The organism is Microbacterium sp. P03 (assembly GCF_043556235.1).
Classification (GTDB): Bacteria; Actinomycetota; Actinomycetes; order Actinomycetales; family Microbacteriaceae; genus Microbacterium.
The window spans coordinates 258,813-275,455 of record NZ_JBIGIM010000004.1 but is presented as its reverse complement, the minus strand read 5'-3'; the positions used below and the strand labels follow the sequence as shown (position 1 = coordinate 275,455).

General features: G+C 69.1%; 17 protein-coding genes. 6 read left to right on the top strand and 11 right to left on the bottom strand.

The annotated features are described in order from the left end of the window. Window positions 1-7: 7 nt before the first annotated feature. From ACFXOO_RS12575 to ACFXOO_RS12565, 3 genes are read right to left on the bottom strand one after another with little or no spacing between them, the layout of a single operon-like run. The gene (locus ACFXOO_RS12575; protein WP_378842822.1) at window positions 8-166 is read right to left on the bottom strand and encodes a hypothetical protein; all 159 of its coding nucleotides are present in this window, start codon (window positions 164-166) and stop codon (window positions 8-10) included. Further along, window positions 163-738: a YdeI family protein gene (locus ACFXOO_RS12570; RefSeq protein ID WP_394563774.1), complete on the bottom strand. Its 576-nt coding sequence runs from the start codon at window positions 736-738 to the stop codon at window positions 163-165. Before ACFXOO_RS12570 ends, ACFXOO_RS12575 begins: the two co-directional genes overlap by 4 nt. Further along, on the bottom strand, window positions 738-1,547 hold the full coding sequence (locus tag ACFXOO_RS12565; RefSeq protein WP_378842826.1) for an HAD-IIA family hydrolase: 810 nt from the start codon (window positions 1,545-1,547) through the stop codon (window positions 738-740). Before ACFXOO_RS12565 ends, ACFXOO_RS12570 begins: the two co-directional genes overlap by 1 nt. A gap of 61 nt (window positions 1,548-1,608) precedes the next feature. On the opposite strand from ACFXOO_RS12565, the gene ACFXOO_RS12560 reads away from it, so the two are divergent. Continuing rightward, a complete protein-coding gene (locus ACFXOO_RS12560; protein ID WP_394563773.1) occupies window positions 1,609-2,559 on the top strand; it encodes an SDR family NAD(P)-dependent oxidoreductase in 951 nt (316 codons plus the stop codon). Window positions 2,560-2,574: 15 nt separating this feature from the next. On the opposite strand, the gene ACFXOO_RS12555 is transcribed toward ACFXOO_RS12560, so the two are convergent. Together ACFXOO_RS12555 and ACFXOO_RS12550 are read right to left on the bottom strand one after the other, a co-directional pair. Continuing rightward, window positions 2,575-3,210 carry a metal-dependent transcriptional regulator gene (locus tag ACFXOO_RS12555; protein WP_378842830.1) on the bottom strand — a complete coding sequence of 212 codons (636 nt, stop codon included), beginning with the start codon at window positions 3,208-3,210 and terminating at the stop codon, window positions 2,575-2,577. Between the two features lie 27 nt (window positions 3,211-3,237). Beyond that, window positions 3,238-4,554, bottom strand: a complete 1,317-nt coding sequence (locus ACFXOO_RS12550) for an Nramp family divalent metal transporter (RefSeq protein WP_378842832.1) — start codon at window positions 4,552-4,554, stop codon at window positions 3,238-3,240. Between the two features lie 178 nt (window positions 4,555-4,732). Here ACFXOO_RS12550 and ACFXOO_RS12545 point away from each other — a divergent pair, with 178 nt between their 5' ends. After that, window positions 4,733-5,401 (top strand): TrmH family RNA methyltransferase, encoded by a 669-nt coding sequence (locus ACFXOO_RS12545; protein ID WP_394563772.1) that lies wholly within the window; start codon window positions 4,733-4,735, stop codon window positions 5,399-5,401. Window positions 5,402-5,413: 12 nt separating this feature from the next. On the opposite strand, the gene ACFXOO_RS12540 is transcribed toward ACFXOO_RS12545, so the two are convergent. Next, the gene (locus ACFXOO_RS12540) at window positions 5,414-6,736 is read right to left on the bottom strand and encodes an MATE family efflux transporter (RefSeq protein ID WP_378842834.1); all 1,323 of its coding nucleotides are present in this window, start codon (window positions 6,734-6,736) and stop codon (window positions 5,414-5,416) included. Between the two features lie 98 nt (window positions 6,737-6,834). Between ACFXOO_RS12540 and ACFXOO_RS12535 the strand changes: the two genes are divergently transcribed. Both ACFXOO_RS12535 and ACFXOO_RS12530 read left to right on the top strand, forming a co-directional pair. Beyond that, entirely contained in the window at window positions 6,835-8,817 is a 1,983-nt protein-coding gene (locus ACFXOO_RS12535) for a M13 family metallopeptidase (RefSeq protein ID WP_394563771.1), read from the top strand. 46 nt (window positions 8,818-8,863) lie between these two features. Continuing rightward, complete coding sequence (locus ACFXOO_RS12530) at window positions 8,864-9,823, top strand: serine hydrolase (protein WP_378852891.1); 960 nt, start codon at window positions 8,864-8,866, stop codon at window positions 9,821-9,823. A gap of 40 nt (window positions 9,824-9,863) precedes the next feature. Here the strand turns inward: ACFXOO_RS12530 and ACFXOO_RS12525 are convergent, their stop codons facing one another. The 5 genes from ACFXOO_RS12525 to ACFXOO_RS12505 all read right to left on the bottom strand — a co-directional run bounded on the left by ACFXOO_RS12525 (window position 9,864) and on the right by ACFXOO_RS12505 (window position 14,543). After that, window positions 9,864-10,442, bottom strand: a complete 579-nt coding sequence (locus tag ACFXOO_RS12525; protein ID WP_394563770.1) for a PadR family transcriptional regulator — start codon at window positions 10,440-10,442, stop codon at window positions 9,864-9,866. Window positions 10,443-10,614: 172 nt separating this feature from the next. Continuing rightward, window positions 10,615-12,027: an aminomethyl transferase family protein gene (locus tag ACFXOO_RS12520; RefSeq protein WP_394563768.1), complete on the bottom strand. Its 1,413-nt coding sequence runs from the start codon at window positions 12,025-12,027 to the stop codon at window positions 10,615-10,617. A 69-nt stretch (window positions 12,028-12,096) separates the two neighbouring features. Continuing rightward, window positions 12,097-12,972: a formyltetrahydrofolate deformylase gene (purU, locus tag ACFXOO_RS12515; protein WP_378842844.1), complete on the bottom strand. Its 876-nt coding sequence runs from the start codon at window positions 12,970-12,972 to the stop codon at window positions 12,097-12,099. A 12-nt stretch (window positions 12,973-12,984) separates the two neighbouring features. Further along, window positions 12,985-13,818, bottom strand: a complete 834-nt coding sequence (locus ACFXOO_RS12510; protein ID WP_378843047.1) for a methylenetetrahydrofolate reductase — start codon at window positions 13,816-13,818, stop codon at window positions 12,985-12,987. Between the two features lie 185 nt (window positions 13,819-14,003). Then, window positions 14,004-14,543 carry a MarR family winged helix-turn-helix transcriptional regulator gene (locus ACFXOO_RS12505; RefSeq protein ID WP_378842846.1) on the bottom strand — a complete coding sequence of 180 codons (540 nt, stop codon included), beginning with the start codon at window positions 14,541-14,543 and terminating at the stop codon, window positions 14,004-14,006. Window positions 14,544-14,795: 252 nt separating this feature from the next. Between ACFXOO_RS12505 and ACFXOO_RS12500 the strand changes: the two genes are divergently transcribed. Further along, window positions 14,796-15,674 (top strand): transketolase, encoded by an 879-nt coding sequence (locus ACFXOO_RS12500; protein ID WP_378842848.1) that lies wholly within the window; start codon window positions 14,796-14,798, stop codon window positions 15,672-15,674. After that, a complete protein-coding gene (locus tag ACFXOO_RS12495; protein ID WP_394563767.1) occupies window positions 15,674-16,639 on the top strand; it encodes a transketolase family protein in 966 nt (321 codons plus the stop codon). The genes ACFXOO_RS12500 and ACFXOO_RS12495 overlap by 1 nt, the downstream gene beginning before the upstream one ends. The last annotated feature ends 4 nt before the right edge of the window (window positions 16,640-16,643 follow it).

Sequence of the window (16,643 nt, the reverse complement as noted above, 5' to 3'; positions counted from 1 at the left end):
GGGGAGGTCAGGAGCCGACCGGCGGATCACTCCGATCGTCGCCTGCGGGCGGATCGTTCCGCTCGTCGCGGTGGCTGCGCACGAGCTGCATCACGAACACGATCAGCGTCCCCAGCAGGATGATGACGCTCACGCCGTACAGCAGTGCCTGCGCAAGCGGTGTCATGCGGGCCGCTTCCCGGCCGAGGCATCCGTCACGATCTTCTGCACCCGCGCCGCGCGCGTCTCGGGCCGCTTCGCCATGGCGATCAGGGTCAGTCCCTGCTTCCGCGCGGACGCGGGGAAGGCGTCCCAGTTCGCCCGGGCCGCAGGCGCCGCGTCGAGGGCGGCCGTGAGCTCAGGAGGTTCGATGCCGGCCTCGGGCCCGTCGAGCATGGTCCACGACCCGTTGGCCTTCGCGACCTCGATCGCGCGGACGCCCGCCGCCTCCAGGAGACCCGCGGCCTCGAGGTCGATCAGACGGGCCTTGTTGGTCGCGGCCCATCCGCTCGACGGGCGCCGCGGCGCGAACCAGAGACCCGACGTCTCCTCGTCGAAGGTCCGCACCGGACCGTCGATCCAGCCGAAGCACAGTGCGGTGCGGATCGCCTCCTCGTAAGGGATGTGGAGGTGGGTGTACCCGGCCCGTCCGCGCACGAGCCACACTCCGGTCGCCGAGGCGTGGTTCCCGGCCAGCCAGGCGCGCCAGGTCGCGGCATCCGCGGCCACCACCTTCTCGCCGTCGTCGAGCGCTCCCATCAGAGGATGTCCGTCTCCTCCACCTCGAGCGGCTCGTCGCGCACGAGGTCGGCGACGGAGTCGAGCACCTCGTCGGGGCGGAACGGGTAGCGCTCCATCTCGGTGCGATCGCTGATACCGGTGAGCACGAGGATCGTGTGCAGCCCCGCCTCGATGCCGGCGACGACGTCGGTGTCCATCCGGTCGCCGATCATGCCGGTCGTCTCGGAGTGCGCGCCGATGCGGTTCAGCGCCGACCGGAACATCATGGGGTTCGGCTTGCCGACGACGTAAGGCTCCTTGCCGGTCGCCTTGGTGATGAGGGCGGCGAACGAGCCCGTCGCCGGCACGACGCCGTGCGCGGTCGGCCCGGTCGCGTCAGGGTTCGTCACGATGAAGCGCGCGCCGGCGTTGATGAAGCGGATCGCCTGCGTGATCGCCTCGAACGAGTACTGCCGCGTCTCGCCGACCACGACGTAGTCGGGCAGCGACTCGGTCATGACGAAGTCCGCTTCGTGGAGCGCTGTGGTCAGGCCCGCCTCGCCGATGACGAATGCGGTGCCGCCCGGCAGCTGCGAGCGCAGGAAGTCGGCCGTCGCGAGCGCCGAGGTCCAGATGCGGTCTTCGGGGACGTCGAGACCGGACCGTCGCAGCCGCGCGCTGAGATCCCGCGGCGTGAAGATCGGGTTGTTGGTGAGCACCAGGAACGGGGTGCCCTCATCGCGCCACTGGGCGAGCAGGTCGGACGCACCGGGGATCGGCCGGTTCTCGTGGACGAGGACACCGTCCATGTCGGTCAGCCAGCATTCGATATCGGCGCGGGTCCGCATGGTGTCAGCCTATTCCGTGGACGCGCGCGAAGACATACGCGCGGGGGCATAGTCTCATCTCGTGGCGCGCGCCGATTGGGATCCCGAGGACCTCCCCGACCTCTCAGGGCGCACCTATCTGATCACGGGCTCCAACGCGGGTCTCGGATACTTCGCGACCGAACAGCTCGCCGGCGCCGGCGCCCACGTCATCATGACGGGCCGCAACCCGAACCGGCTCGCGTCGGCTCGTGCGGCGGTGCTGCGCCGGGTTCCGGATGCCTCGGTGCAGACGCTTCTCCTCGACACGAGCAACCTCGGCTCGGTGCGCGCGGCGGCCGCGACCGCCCGCACCCGCGGGGGACTCGACGGGCTGCTCCTGAACGCCGGCATCGTGCACCCGCCGAAAGAACGCGAGCTGACCATGGACGGCAACGAGGTCGTCTTCGCGACCAACGTGCTGGGTCACTTCGCGCTCGCCGGGGCGATGCTGGCAACCCTCGCGAAAGCGCGCGGACGCATCGTCTGGCTCGGCAGCATGTCGACGTCGATGTGGGCCTACGACCCGGTCGACCCGCAGATGGAGAGCGACTACAGCCCGTGGCGCGCCTACGTGCAGTCCAAGGTCGCCACGACGGCCCTCGGCCTCGAAGCCGACCGGCGGCTGCGTGAGACGAAGGTCGCGGTGCGCAGCATCGTCGCGCATCCGGGATATTCCACCAGCGGCCGCACGATCGGCATCCACGGGGTCAACGAGCCCTCTCGACTGACCCGCTTCACCGACAACCTGCAGGTCGCGTTCACGCAGTCCAAGGACCGCGGCGCGTGGTCGCTCGTGCGGGCACTCGTCGACCCCGCGGTCGAGGGCGGAGAGCTCGTCGGCCCGCGGTTCGTCGCCCGCGGCGCGCCGAGACGCGCGACCCCGGCCAAGATCACGCGCGACCTCGAGATCGGCGCGCGGCTCTGGGGCGTCTGCGAAGACGCCGCCGGCATGCGGTGGCCGTTCGGCCGGGCGGCCGCCGCGTCGAAGTGAGCTCTGCGCGCCGTTCTACGCGGTGAGCCAGACGGCGTCCGCCGCCCCGGCCGGAAGATGCAGGGTGTCGCCGTCGAGCGTCAGGGTCGAGGCATCCGTCACCTGCACGTCGGCGCCGGGGCGCACACCGGCGTCATCCAGCACGCGCAGCAGATCGGGGTCGCGGTCGCTCACCCGCAGCACGCGCCCGCGGTGGCCCGGCTTCGCCGTGCCGAGCAGGGTGAAGGGTTCGCGGTGCACGCGGCCCGCGGCATCCGGAATCGCGTCGCCGTGCGGGTCGAACCGAGGATTGCCGAGCCGGTGGTCGATGCCGTCGAGCAGCCGATCGCTGACGGCGTGCTCGAGAACCTCGGCCTCATCGTGCACCTCGTCCCAGGAGTAGCCGAACTCGCCCACCAGCCAGGTCTCGATCAACCGATGCCGACGGATCACCGCGGCCGCCCGCTGCTCGCCCGCGGGGGTCAGCGACACCGGGCCGTACGGGCGGTGCGACACGAGACCCTGCGCCGCCAGCTTCTGCACCATCTCGGTCACGCTCGAGGGGGCGAGCCCGAGCTCGAGCGCGAGCTGAGACGGGGTGATGCGATCGTCCTGCCACTCGGTGTGGTGGTAGATCGTCTTGAGGTAGTCGTCGATCGCGGGGGAGGCCACGCGCCCAGGGTACCGGCCGAGCATCGCTCAGCCGGTGGCCACGAGCCAGAGCAGCACGCCGTTGAGGGCGATGAGGAAGACGGATGCCGCGATCCCGGCGATCGTCGTGATCCCCCGGTTGCGGTGCGCGCCGAGCACCGCGCGTCGCGATGTGAGTACGACGAGCGGGACGAGCGCGAAGGGGATGCCGAAGGAGAGCACCACCTGGCTGAGGACGAGGGCGAGTGTGGGGTCGAACCCGACGCCGAGGATGACGAGGGCGGGGATCAGGGTGATCAGTCGGCGCGCGAGCAGCGGGACGCGCACGCGGAGGAGCCCGCGCATGATCTCGGCGCCGGCGTAGGCGCCCACCGACGTCGAGGCGAGACCGCTCGCGAGCAGCCCGACGGCGAAGAGCGTCGCGACGAGGGGGCCGATCCCGTTCTCGAGGGCGGCGTAGGCGCCCTCGAGGGTGTCCGTGCCGGCCACGCCCGTGAGGTTCGCGGCGGCCAGCAGCAGGATGCAGAGGTTGACCGTGCCCGCGATGAGCAGCGCGATCGAGACGTCCCAGCGCGTCGCCTTCAGCAGCGTCGGCGTCGGGATGCCGCGGCGGACGGCGAGCGAGGCATCCGGTCCTGTGTCGTCGCCGGCGCCCTCTACCGGAGCGAAGCGGTCGCGCGCGAGGGCGGAGTGCGCGTAGATCGCGTGCGGCATGATCGTCGCCCCGAGGATCGACGCGGCGAGGAGGACGGAGTCGGTGCCCTCGAATCGGGGGACGAGCCCGGCGACGATCCCGGCCGGATCGGGTGGGCCGATGAAGACGCCGACGGTGAAGCCGACGCCGATGACGAGGATCAGTCCGATCATCACGATCTCGAACGTGCGCGCTCCGCGCCGGGACTGCAGGACGAGGAGGCCCATCGAGATCACACCCGTGATCACGCCGCCCCAGAGCAGCGGCACGCCGAAGAGCAGGTGGAGCGCGATCGCGCCGCCGATCACCTCGGCGATGTCGGTGGCCATCGCCACGAGTTCGGCCTGCAGCCAGTACGCACGTCGGGCCCACGGGTTGCGGATGCGTCGTCCCAGCGTCTCGGGGAGGCTCTGCCCGGTGACGATGCCCAGCTTGGCCGAGAGGTATTGCACCAGCCACGCGACGATGTTGCCGAGGACGACGACCCAGACCAGCAGGTAGCCGAAGCGGGCACCGGCGGTCATGTTGCTGGCGACGTTGCCCGGGTCGAGATAGGCCACTCCCGCGACCATCGCCGGGCCGAGCAGCCAGGCGCCGCGGAACGGCGAACGGCGTCGGGCGGCTGCGGGGGCGGTGACGGGTTCGGCCGTGATCCCCAGTGATTTCGGCATACCGAAAAGCTAGACCATTTTTCGGTATGCCGAAAGCGGGTCCGGGTGGCGCTCTCGGGGCCGGCGTGCGCGCAACTCCTCACCATCGGACGCCGTGGGTGGAATTCGGGCCCGATCGGAGCGCGGCAGGGAGATTCTTGGGGAGTTACAGGCCCGGGCAAGTCGGTAGCCTTGCCCGGTGAACGCCGAACCCGAGCCACCCAGGGCCGACGCCGCGGCCGAGCCCGTCGAGCCCTTGCTCGCGGTCGGCGTGGGCCCGTGGCCGGGCGGACCGGACGCGTGGCCGGACGACCCGCACCTCGATCCCGAGCTGCTCGCCGGCGGCGACGCCCGCAACGTCATCGACCGTTACCGCTATTGGCGGATGGACGCGATCGTCGCCGACCTCGACGAGCACCGCCACCCCTTCCACGTCGCGATCGAGAACTGGCAGCACGACATGAACATCGGGTCGATCGTGCGGAGCGCGAACGCGTTCCTCGCCGACACCGTCCACATCATCGGCCGGCGGCGCTGGAACCGCCGCGGGGCGATGGTCACCGACCGATACCAGCACGTCGTTCACCACGCGGATGTCGCGGCTTTCGCATCATGGGCGGCCGAGGCATCGCTCCCCATCGTGGCGGTCGACAACGTCGACGGTTCCGTCGCGGTCGACCGGGCGGACCTGCCGGAGCGCTGCGTCCTGCTGTTCGGACAGGAAGGGCCGGGGCTCAGCGCCGAGGCGCTGGACGCGGCATCCGGAGTCGTCGAGATCACGCAGTACGGATCGACCCGCTCGATCAACGCCAGCGCTGCGGCCGCCGTCGTGATGTACGAGTGGTGCCGGCGGTGGGCGCAGGGCTGAGCGCGCCGGCGGTCACGCGCCGGTCGTCATCCAGCGCGTGCCCCGCACCCGCCACCCGAGGGTGGCCAGCCGCGCGAGGAGGTACACGCCGAAGAACGCGACCGCGAGCCACGCGAGGCCGTCCGCCCCACCCGCGCCCACCGCGTCGAGGACGACCAGCACGGGCACGAAGGCGACCAGGGTGAGGCCGCCGGCGAGCGCGAGGTATCTCGCGTCGCCCGCTCCCATCAGCACGCCGTCGAGGACGAACACGACCCCGGCGACGGGCTGGGCCACCGCGAGAACGAGCAGTGCCGGCCGGATGAGGGCGGCGAGCGCGGCATCCCCGGTGAAGATGAGCCCGATCACGCCCGACAGGGCGGCGATGACGGCGCCGACGACCACCCCGAACCACGCACCCCAGGCCACCGTGCGGCGCAGCACCCGCACGACGGTGCGCTCGTCCTCGGCGCCGAGCCCCTTGCCGATCAGCGCCTGCGCCGCGATCGCGAGCGCGTCGAGGGCGAAGGCCGCGGTGGAGAAGATCGTGAACACCACCTGCCACCCGGCCAGCTCGTCGGTGCCGAGACCGGTCGCGATGCCGACCGTCGCCAGCAGGGCCACCCGCAGCGACAGGGTGCGCAGGAACAGCCATCCGCCCGACCGCGCCGATCCGGTCACACCGTCGCGCTGGGGGAGGACGGATGCCGCATGCCGGCGTGCCATCCGGCCGACGACGACCACGTAGGCGGCGACCATCGACCACTGGGCGAGCACGGTGCCGGCCGCCGACCCGGCGATGCCCCAGCCGAGCCCGTAGATGAGGAACCAGTTGAGCAGCGCGTTCGCGGCGAAGCCGAGCCCCGCGATCCACAGCGGGGTGAGCGTGTTCTGCATGCCGCGCAGCAGTCCGGTCGCGGCGAACACGACCAGCATCGCCGGGAGCCCCCACATCGAGATGCGGAGGTACACCTCGGCCTGTTCGGTGACGTCGGGGGCGGCGCCGAACAGCGACACGAGCCATCCGGTCGAGAGCGACCCGACGAGGGCCAGCACCGCGCCCAGCCCCACCGCGAGCCACATGCCGTCGATGCCCACAGAGACGGCGCGTGAGGGGTCTCCGGCGCCGAACCGCCGGGCGACGGCGGGGGTCGTCGAATAGGCGAGGAACACCATCAACCCGACGATCGTCTGCAGCACCGCCGCGGCGATGCCGAGACCCGCGAGCGGCGCCACGCCCAGATGTCCGATGAGGGCGGAATCGACGATGAGGAACGCCGGCTCGGCGATCAGAGCTCCGAGCGCGGGCACCGCGAGCCGCAGGATGTCGCGGTTCAGGGTGTCGGGAGCGCTCACCCTGCGAGCCTACGAGGGCTGCGGCACCCGCTCGCTGCACCGCGGCGCCGCGGGCCGTCGTGTTGGGGGCCGTCACGCGGAAGCGTACGCTTTAGCGCATGACCGACTCCCTCCGATCCGGTCTCGCGCTCGATGACCTGAGCCCCGAGATCCGCCCCCAGGACGACCTCTTCCGCCACGTCAACGGACAGTGGCTGGACCGCACGGAGATCCCCGAGGACAAGGCTCGGTGGGGCTCGTTCCACCTCATCGCCGAGCAGGCCGAGAAAGACGTCCGCGCCATCATCGACGAGTCGCGCGATGCCGAGCCCGGTACCGAGACGAGGAAGATCGGCGACCTCTACGCGAGCTTCCTCGACACCGAGACGATCGACCGCCTCGGCGCGGCACCGCTGGCCGAGAACCTCGCGCTCGTCGATGCGATCGACAGCGTCCCCACGCTGCTGCGCACCGTCGGCCGCCTCGAGCGCGACGGTGTGGGCGGCATGATCGACCTCTACGTCGAGCCCGATCCCGGCAACCCCACACGGTACGTGCCGTTCCTCATCCAGAGCGGCATCAGCATGCCCGACGAGAGCTACTACCGGCTCGAGAGCTTCGAGGCCACCCGCACCGCCTACCGCGCGCACATCGAGAAGATCCTGGCGCTCGCCGGTGTCGAGGGGGCGGCGGATGCCGCCGACCGGATCATGGCGCTCGAGACCGAGCTGGCCTCGCACCACTGGGACAACGTGCGCAGCCGTGACGCGGTCGCCACCTACAACCTGAAGACGTGGGAGGACGTGGTGGAGCTCGTCGGCGTCGATCTGGCGCCGTGGCTCGAGGGCATCGCCGCCGATCACGCCGGCGCCTTCGACGAGGTGGTCGTCTACCAGCCGAGCTTCCTCGAAGGGCTCGGCGCACTGCTGAGCGACGAGCGCCTCGAGGACTGGAAGGCGTGGCTGCGCTTCAAGATCGTGCACGGCGCGGCCGCTTTCCTGTCTGACCCGTTCGTCGAGGAGAACTTCGCGTTCTATGGCACGCAGCTGACGGGCGTCCCCGTCAACCGCGAGCGGTGGAAGCGCGGAGTCAGCCTGGTCGAGGCCGCGATGGGCGAATCGGTCGGCAAGGTGTACGTCGAGCGCCACTTCCCGCCGGCCGCGAAGGAGGCCATGGACGAGCTCGTCGCGAACCTGCTCGAGGCCTACCGGCGCAGCATCCGCTCGCTCGACTGGATGACCCCCGAAACGCGCGATCGTGCCCTCGCGAAGCTGGACACGTTCACCCCCAAGATCGGGTACCCGGTGAAGTGGAAGGACTACTCGGGGCTCGAGATCGACGCCGACGACCTGGTCGGCAATGTCCGCCGCGCGCACGTGCTCGAGCACGACCGCCAGCTCGGCAAGGTGGGGCAGCCGATCGACCGGGACGAGTGGTTCATGACGCCGCAGACCGTCAACGCGTACTACAACCCGCTGATGAACGAGATCGTGTTCCCCGCGGCCATCCTGCAATACCCCTTCTTCGATGCGGAGCGGGATGCCGCGGCCAATTACGGCGGCATCGGCGCGGTCATCGGGCACGAGGTCGGCCACGGGTTCGACGACCAGGGCAGCCGCTTCGACGGCGACGGATCGCTGCGCGACTGGTGGACCGACGCCGACCGCAGCGCGTTCGAGGAGCGTACGGCGTCGCTCATCGCGCAGTACAACACCCTCGTCCCGCGGGGACTGCCGGCGGAGAACACCGTGAACGGCGCCCTGACGATCGGCGAGAACATCGGCGACCTGGGCGGGCTGAGCATCGCCCTGAAGGCCTACGCCCTCTCGCTCGGCGAAGATCCCGACGGCGTACCCACGGGTGCGCCCGAGATCGAGGGATACACCGGCGTGCAGCGTCTGCTGCTGTCGTGGGGTCAGATCTGGCAGCAGAAGGGCCGGGATGCCGAGACCATCCGTCTGCTGACGATCGACCCGCACTCCCCGAACGAGTTCCGCTGCAACCAGATCGTCCGCAACGTCGACGCGTTCTACGACGCGTTCGGCGTCACGGAGACGGATGCGCTCTGGCTCGACAATGATGAACGCGTCACCATCTGGTGACCCGTTCGTCCTCCCCCTCGCCATCACACCGGAAGGACCCCTGCTCGTGGGTGCGCCCTCTGAGCCCTTCGACACCGCGGCTTCGTCGCCTGCCCAAGGACCACACCTGAGAAGTGCCGACGTGCAGCGGGGGCTGCGGCGAGGCGGCAAACGGCCGATGCGGCGCTCCGCGGACGGTCGCCGTTCCTTCGCTTCGACGCTCGCAGCGCTCGACGGCCTGGCGGTGTCGGGGGCGCGCGTGTCTCTGCGCGTCGACGACCTCGATCGTGGCGCCGCGGTGCTGGCGGGCGATGACCACCTGACGCTCCCGGTCGCCGGGCTCGGGGTCGTCCCCCTGCTGGTCGAGGTCGCCGCGCGATTCGAGGCGGGGACGCTGGATGCGCTGGAGATCATCGACCGCGACGCCCTCGACGCGGTGTCGGTCTCCGGAGTGTGGCAGCATCTCAAGGCGCCGGCGCTGCCGATCGTCGACCTCGCGGTGCTCGCCGCGGCGACCGGCGATGCACTGGCAGTCAACGCCCTCCTCGAGCGCGTCGGCTTCGACGCCGTGCGTTCGCGGCTCGGTGCACTCGGGTTCGAGCGCTCTGCGGTGCTCGACCGCTTCCGCGATCACCGCGGTCCTGATGACGCTCCGCACCTCGCGCTCGGCACGGCCCGCGAGTTCTCCGCCCTCTTCGGCGCGCTCGTGAACGCCACCGCGGTCTCGGCCGGCGTGAGTGCGCAGGTGGCGGAGTGGCTCAGCCTGAACCATGACCTCAGTCTCGTGGCATCCGCGACCGGTCTCGATCCCTTCGCGCACGAGAACGACGAGTACGGGCTGCTCTTCATCAACAAGACGGGCCGGGACGCCGGTGTCAGGGCGGAGGCCGGAGTCCTCGCGGGTCCTCGGGCCGGGGTCTCGTACGCCCTGATCGTGTGCTTCGACGACCTGTCGATCGCGCACCGGCTGCGCGCCCACGAGGCCTTCCGAGTGCTGGGCCTGGACCTGATGGAGTACGTGTTCTAGGTCGAGCCGTCGAGAGGCGTGCGGCACCCCGCGGTCCGCGCTATTCGAGCCGGTCGACCAGTTCGAGCCCGCGCCTGGCCCACTCGATCTCGACGTGCGCGCGATCGACCAGGCCTTCGTACGCGAACCGCTTGTAGGCGATCGTGCGTTCGCGGTTCTCGGGGGCGGTGACGGCCAATCGGCGCACGAGCATCGGGTTGTCGGCCGCGTCGATCCGGCGCAACTCCGTCTCCCACTGGTCGAGCTCGGATTCCCACTGCGCGATGTGACCGCGCAGGAAGGCGCGGGCGGCGTCCGGCGTCGTGCTCTCGAGGTACGCGGCGCGGAGGTGCGCGGGGTCGCGCACCCGCTGATAGTCCAGCGATGACCGCATCCATGCGAGGTACGCCTGCTCGCCGGCATCCGTCACGTGATAGACGCGACGCGTCCCGCGCTCACCGCGGGCCTGCTCCTCGCCCTCGACCAGGCCTTCGGTCTCCATCTTGCGGAGCTCGGGGTAGATCTGCGAGTCGGGGGCATGCCAGACGTGTCCGACCGACAGCGAGAACTGCTTCTGCAGGTCGTAGCCCGAGAGCGGGCCGACGCGCAGGAGCGCGAGGAGCGCGTAGCGCAGGCTCATGAGGCTCCTTCGGCGGTCGAAGTCGGGGATCTCGGCGTGGTGTGCCGTGATCGAGATTATCGGGCGGCGAGCGGAGGCCGCGGCCACGCGTCCGCGTCCGCCCGGACCGCGCCGCGGAAAGACCAGGGGGCCCGAGCGTGCGCTCGGGCCCCCTGCCATCGTCACCGACGGGTCATGCCGACTGGTACTGCGTGCGCCAGCCACCCTGGTAGGTGGCGCGGGCGACCGTCGAGTACGGGACGGGGCTGACGACGGCGCGCACTTCGGTCTGCTCGTGCGGCTCGACGCTGGCCTTCGTGGTGCCCCCGTTCGGCTCGCCCCAGACGACCTTGAGCTCGGTGCCCTCGGGCACGTTCGGGTCGACCGTCGCGAGGGAGAGACCGCGTCGCTCGTTGGCGCTGTACCCCGTGAACATGGAGTATCCGACGACCGTGCCGTCCTCGTCGATCACCGAGTCGTAGTTCGCCGAGCCGTAGTTCGCGAGCGGGAGGTCGAAGAACTTGTAGCTGGGCCCGTCGACGTTCAGCAGCGATGTCCAGACCTTGCCGAGATCCTCGGCGTCCCACGCGAGCGTGACCTTCTTGCGCTGCGAGGCCGGGTCGACCTTCTCGAGAGCGTCGCGGCCGATGAAGTCGTGATCGAACTTGACGAAGTTGCCGTAGCCGAGCTCCCACGGGGTGAGGTAGTAGTCGGCGATGTCGTCCGAGACGAATGAGCCGGCGAGCGTCCCGGTGGCCTCGTAGCCGTCTGCCGGCAGCCACTCGCGGTACGCCTGCTCTTCGGCCCCCGTGTAGATCGCGGGCAGCGGCGAGGGGATCCAGCCGGACTCGAGCGTGTTCGACGGGTAGGCGCGCGAGCCCACGGGCACGAGCCCGAACTCGGCGCCGGCCTCGACGATGGCCGACCAGATGCGGTCGTGGTCGGCGTACGGGCCCCAGATCTCGAGACCGGGAGCACCCGCCATGCCGTGACGCAGGGTGCGCACCGTCGTACCGTCGATCGTCATCGTCGACATGTTGAAGAACTTCAGCTGCTGGAGCGATCCGCCGTTGAGCTTCTCGATGACCTGCCATGCGCTCGGACCCTGGATCTGGAAGCGGTAGTAGCGGCGCGTGACCTCGTGACCGTACGGGCGCGAGGGCGAGCGGCGGTCGATCTCGATGTCGAGGTTCGCGTAGCGACCGGTCTCGCCGTGGAACAGCAGCCAGTTCGACGCGGGCGCGCGGCCGACGTAGGTGTACTCGTCTTCCGCTTCGCGGAACAGGATGCCGTCACCGATGACATGACCGCCCGCGGTGGTCGGAACGTACTGCTTCGCCTTGTCGACCGGGAACACGGCCGTCGAGTTGATCGCCGTGTCGGAGATCAGCTTGATCGCGTCGGAGCCCTTGAGGAACAGGTTGTCCATGTGGTGCGACTGGTCGTAGAGCACCGCGGAATCACGCCACGCCTTCTGCTCCTTGATCCAGTTCTGGAAGTCGGCGGGGACGACCGGGTAGATGTACGAGCCGATCTGCGAATTGCGCAGGAGCTCGACAGGGCTGCCTGCGGCGTCGATGACCTCTTGCAGATTCTTCGGTGCCATGGTGAACCTCTCTGTTCGTGGGCGGATGCCTCGGCCGAGGCATCCATCCGGGTGTTCGCGTGCGCGCCGTCAGGCGAACACGATGGTTTGGTTGCCGTGTCGGATGACGCGGTCTTCGGCGTGCCATTGCACCGCGCGGGAGAGCACGGCGCGTTCCACGTAGGCGCCGCGGGCCTGGAGGTCGGCGGCCGACATGGAGTGATCGACGCGGGCGACGTCCTGCTCGATGATCGGGCCCTCGTCGAGATCTTTCGTGACGTAGTGCGATGTCGCGCCGATCAGCTTCACGCCGCGCTCTTTCGCCTTGCGATACGGCGCCGCGCCGATGAATGCGGGGAGGAACGAGTGGTGGATGTTGATGACCGGTACGGCGACATCATCGAGGAAGTCTTCGGAGATGATCTGCATGTACCGGGCGAGGACCACCATGTCGACGTTGCCGCGGAGGAGTTCGAGGATGCGGCCCTCGGCCTCGGACTTGTCGGGGCCCTGCGAGGGGATGTGGAAGAACGGCACACCGAAGGAGCGCACGTCCTCGGCGACGTCGGTGTGGTTGGAGATGACCATAGGGATGACGACGCGCAGCTCACCTCTCCGCTGACGCCAGAGCAGCTCGAGCAGGCAGTGGTCCGATTTCGAGGCGAGGATCGCCATGCGCTTGGGCACCGACTGATCGGTCAGGGTCCAGGACATCTCGTACGGCTGCAGCGTCGCCTCGAGGTCGGCCTCGATGTCGGGGAAGTACGACGTCAGGTCGGGGCGGTGGAACACGACACGCTGGAAGAACGCCCCGCCCTCCGGGTTGTCGGAGTACTGGTCGAGCGAGATGATGTTGCCCTTGTTGCGGGTGATCAGCGCGGTGACCGCGGCCACCAGGCCGGCCTTGTCGGGCCCGTGGACGATGAGGCAGGCGTGGTCTTTGAAGGCGTCCGTGTGCACAGTCATGGTTCCACCCTGTCAGGACTGTGCGGCGGTGTAGGCGTCGGCCCATTCCGCCGTGGCCTTGAGTCCTCCGAAGGTGTAGAAGTGCAGCTTCACACCCGCGTCGCCGGGAGCGCCGTCGGCGGGCGACTGGGGGTTGCGCTCGGCCAGCAGCGCCGACAGGTCGGATACGAAGCGGTCGGGCCCCGCCGTTCCCATCAGGTTGGTGAGCGAGAAGCCGTACTTCTTCACGATCATGGCGTTCGCGCCGATGCCGAACCGCCGGGCGAACCCGAGGAGGCGCTTGATGCCGGCCGGGCCGGGGGTGCCGATCCGGATCTGCGTGGCGATGCCGCGGGCCCGCACTTCGTCGATCCACGCGATCACGGGATCGGTGTCGAATGCGAACTGGGTCAGGATGACGGCATCCAGTCCCTGCTCCGTGAGCGCGGCGGACTTGTCTTCGAGGTGGCGCCAGAGCACGTCGCTCTTGATGTCGGGGTGACCCTCGGGGTACCCGGCGATCGAGACCTCGCGCACCCCGTACTTCTGCAGCAGCCCGGTCTGGATGACGCTGAGCGAATCCGGGTACGGGCCCTCGGGCTCGGACGGGTCGCCGCCCACCGAGAACACCTGCTCGGTGGCGCCGACCTCCTGCAGGCGCCCCAGGAACTCCTCGAGCTGATCCTGCGACTGGATGCGGCGCGCCGAGATGTGCGGCACCGGGATGAACCCCAGGTCGCGCACGGCCTTCGACGCGGCGACGCGCATGTCGATGTCCTCATTGCCGAGGAACGTCACGTTGATCTTGGTTCCCGGGGGGATGGCGTGCTTGGCCTCTTCGAGGCCGGGGATGTCCTTGCCGGTCATCTCGAGGGAGAAATCACCGATGAGGTCGAGCGCAGCCTGCCGGTTCGGGGCCGGTGTCGTGTGTGCCACTGATCGAGGTCCTTTCCACTCCCAGTGCGGGGGCGGCGTCGCACCCTGCGTCCCTCACGATACCTATCGACATAGGGAATGTCTATAGGTACATTGCCGGAATGCGGATCGCCCGGTCAGTCCTCACCCGCGACATGATCGTCGGCGTTCACCGACAGTTCGGGTGTCTTCAGCAGCAGTCGGGTCAGCAGATCGTTGAGCTGGTCGACCTCGGCGTCGCTCAGATCGGCCAGCACGATCTGCTGCCCCTCCAGCGAGATCGGCTTCATGCGGTGGTGCATGTCTGCCCCGGCCCGGGTCAGATACAGATGGCGCGACCCGCGTCTGCCATCGGCGGGCACGATCAGCTCGCGGGCGATCAGCGTATTCACGCTCTTGGACACGATCGCCTTGTTCATCGCGACGAACTCGGAGATGTCGGTCGAGGTCGCGCCGGGACGGATCGCGATCGCGGAGATCACGCGCCAGTCGTTCGTACCCAGGTTGAAGGCGGCCCGCAGCAGTCGGGACTCTCTCCACACGAGGGCGTTCGACAGCAGGTGGAGCAGACGGGGCGTGAACCTCTCGGTGTCGATCACGCCGGGAAGCGGCTCGGTCTCGATCTCGACGGAGCCCACGAACACCGGCCCGACAGTGGCATCCGCGTCGCGCGTCACCCCTGCTCCCTCCCCGCGTCGAATCGACCGCGATCCGTGCCGCGAGTCTAATCATCGAGGCGTTCACCCGACTTCCGGCGGCCGACGCGTCGTCTCCGAGTTTATCGATGATCCTGTTTACAGGTAAACCACATCGTGTTACTGTCGCCACATCGAGGTCCGGAGCCCGGACCCGATCGCAGAACGAGAGTCGATGAAGACGCCTTGCGGGGCTGTTCAGCGACGTCCGTGTCATCGATGAGGAGACATGAGATGGGCCAGATGACCCTGCCGACGGATGCGGATCCGCACACCGTCGAAGAGCTCGAAGAGCTGGCGTTCGAGCTGCGCGCCAAGCTGCTGCAGCTCTGCGGCACGTATGAAGGAGCCGTCCACATCGGCGGCGACCTGTCGGCGGCCGACATCTTCACCGCGCTCTACCAATACGGGCTCCGCGTGGACCCGACCGACCTGCGGAACCCCCAGCGGGACCGTTTCGTGCTCAGCAAGGGCCATGCGGCCGTGTGCATGTACATCGCGATGGCGATGCGCGGCTTCTTCTCCTACGAGGGGATCGTCGACACCTACGGCCAGCTCGACAGTGCGTACGGCATGCATCCGTGCAAAGTGCAGCTGCCGGGTGTCGAGTGCTCGACCGGCTCGCTCGGTCACGGACTTCCGTTGGCGGTGGGCATGGCGCTCAGCGCACGCGGTCGAGGTGAGTCGCACCGTGTGGTGTGCCTGCTCGGCGACGGTGAGACCGGCGAGGGGTCGGTCTGGGAGGCCGCGATGGCCGCACGCAGCAACGAGCTCGGCAACCTCGTCGCCTTCGTGGACCGCAACCGTCAGCTGATGACGAGCTTCGCGGAGGAGCGGGTCGTCTTCGAGCCGTATCCCGACAAATGGGCGGCGTTCGGCTGGAACGTCGTCCACATCGACGGCCACGACATGACTCAGCTCGTCGACACGATCGATGCCCTGCCGGCCACCGACAGTGACCGTCCCACCGTTGTGATCTGCGAAACCGTGAAGGGCAAGGGCGTCGACTTCATGGAGCACAACCTCGCATGGCACGCCGGATCGCTCGGCGCCGCCGACCTCGATCGCGCACTGGCCGCGCTCGAGGCATCCCGCACGAAGGAGAGCGTCTGATGCCTGTGACCTTCACGTTCGGCGAGTTCCTGGGTGCCCGGTCCGTCATCGGCACCACGCTCGCCGAGCTCGGCGACGAGTATGCCAACCTGTGGGTGCTGACGCCCGACATCGGGGCGACGCTCGTGGAGTTCCGCGACAAGTTCCCCGAGCGATTCCTCGATGTGGGGCTCGCCGAGCAGGTCTGCGTCGGCATCGCTGCCGGACTCGCCTACGACGGCAACATCCCCGTCGTTTCGGGCATGCTGCCGTTCCTTTCGATGCGGGCGCTGGAACAGGTGCGCTCCGACGTCTGCTACCCGAACCTGCCCGTGAAGATCATCGGCACGCACGGTGGCCTGGTCGGCAACGGCGGCTCGACCCACTACGCGGTCGAGGATCTCGCGCTCATGTGCGCCCTCACCAACATGACCGTCACCTCCATCGGAGACCCGCTCATGGTCGGCGAGATCCTGCGCCAGTCGATGACGATGGAGGGCCCGATCTACATCCGCCTCGCCGTCGGCAAGAAGGACAAGGTGCTCTACGAACCGGGCCAGCACGACATCCGGATCGGGAAGGGCATCATCGCCCGGCAGGGCACGGACGCCACGATCTTCACCCACGGCACCGTGGTCTCCCAAGCGCTGGACGCCGCGGACGAGCTCGCCAAGGACGGTCGCTCGGTACGCGTCGTGGACATGTTCACCCTCAAGCCGATCGACGAGGACCTGATCGCTCAGTGTGCCGCCGAGACCGGCGGACGGTTCGTGATCCTCGAGGACCACCTGGCCTACGGCGGGTTGGCCTCACGTATCGCCGACGTCGTCGCTGACCGAGGCATCCGTCTCACCGCCTTCGAACGTCTCGGCATCCCCCAGGTGTACGCGGGGTTCGGGGACGACGAGGAACTGCGCGACAAGCACGGCTACGGCTTGTCGGCCACGGTCGCGGCCACCCGTCGCGTGATCGCCGCCGCGGACTGACGGC

Coding starts and splice junctions, on each gene's coding strand:
- ACFXOO_RS12495 (WP_394563767.1), top strand. CDS start 15,674: ATGCCTGTGACCTTCACGTTCGGCGAGTTCCTGGGTGCCCGGTCCGTC.
- ACFXOO_RS12525 (WP_394563770.1), bottom strand. CDS start 10,442: ATGAGCCTGCGCTACGCGCTCCTCGCGCTCCTGCGCGTCGGCCCGCTC.
- ACFXOO_RS12575 (WP_378842822.1), bottom strand. CDS start 166: ATGACACCGCTTGCGCAGGCACTGCTGTACGGCGTGAGCGTCATCATC.
- ACFXOO_RS12535 (WP_394563771.1), top strand. CDS start 6,835: ATGACCGACTCCCTCCGATCCGGTCTCGCGCTCGATGACCTGAGCCCC.
- purU (WP_378842844.1), bottom strand. CDS start 12,972: ATGACTGTGCACACGGACGCCTTCAAAGACCACGCCTGCCTCATCGTC.
- ACFXOO_RS12565 (WP_378842826.1), bottom strand. CDS start 1,547: ATGCGGACCCGCGCCGATATCGAATGCTGGCTGACCGACATGGACGGT.
- ACFXOO_RS12500 (WP_378842848.1), top strand. CDS start 14,796: ATGGGCCAGATGACCCTGCCGACGGATGCGGATCCGCACACCGTCGAA.
- ACFXOO_RS12570 (WP_394563774.1), bottom strand. CDS start 738: ATGGGAGCGCTCGACGACGGCGAGAAGGTGGTGGCCGCGGATGCCGCG.
- ACFXOO_RS12550 (WP_378842832.1), bottom strand. CDS start 4,554: ATGCCGAAATCACTGGGGATCACGGCCGAACCCGTCACCGCCCCCGCA.
- ACFXOO_RS12510 (WP_378843047.1), bottom strand. CDS start 13,818: ATGACCGGCAAGGACATCCCCGGCCTCGAAGAGGCCAAGCACGCCATC.
- ACFXOO_RS12520 (WP_394563768.1), bottom strand. CDS start 12,027: ATGGCACCGAAGAATCTGCAAGAGGTCATCGACGCCGCAGGCAGCCCT.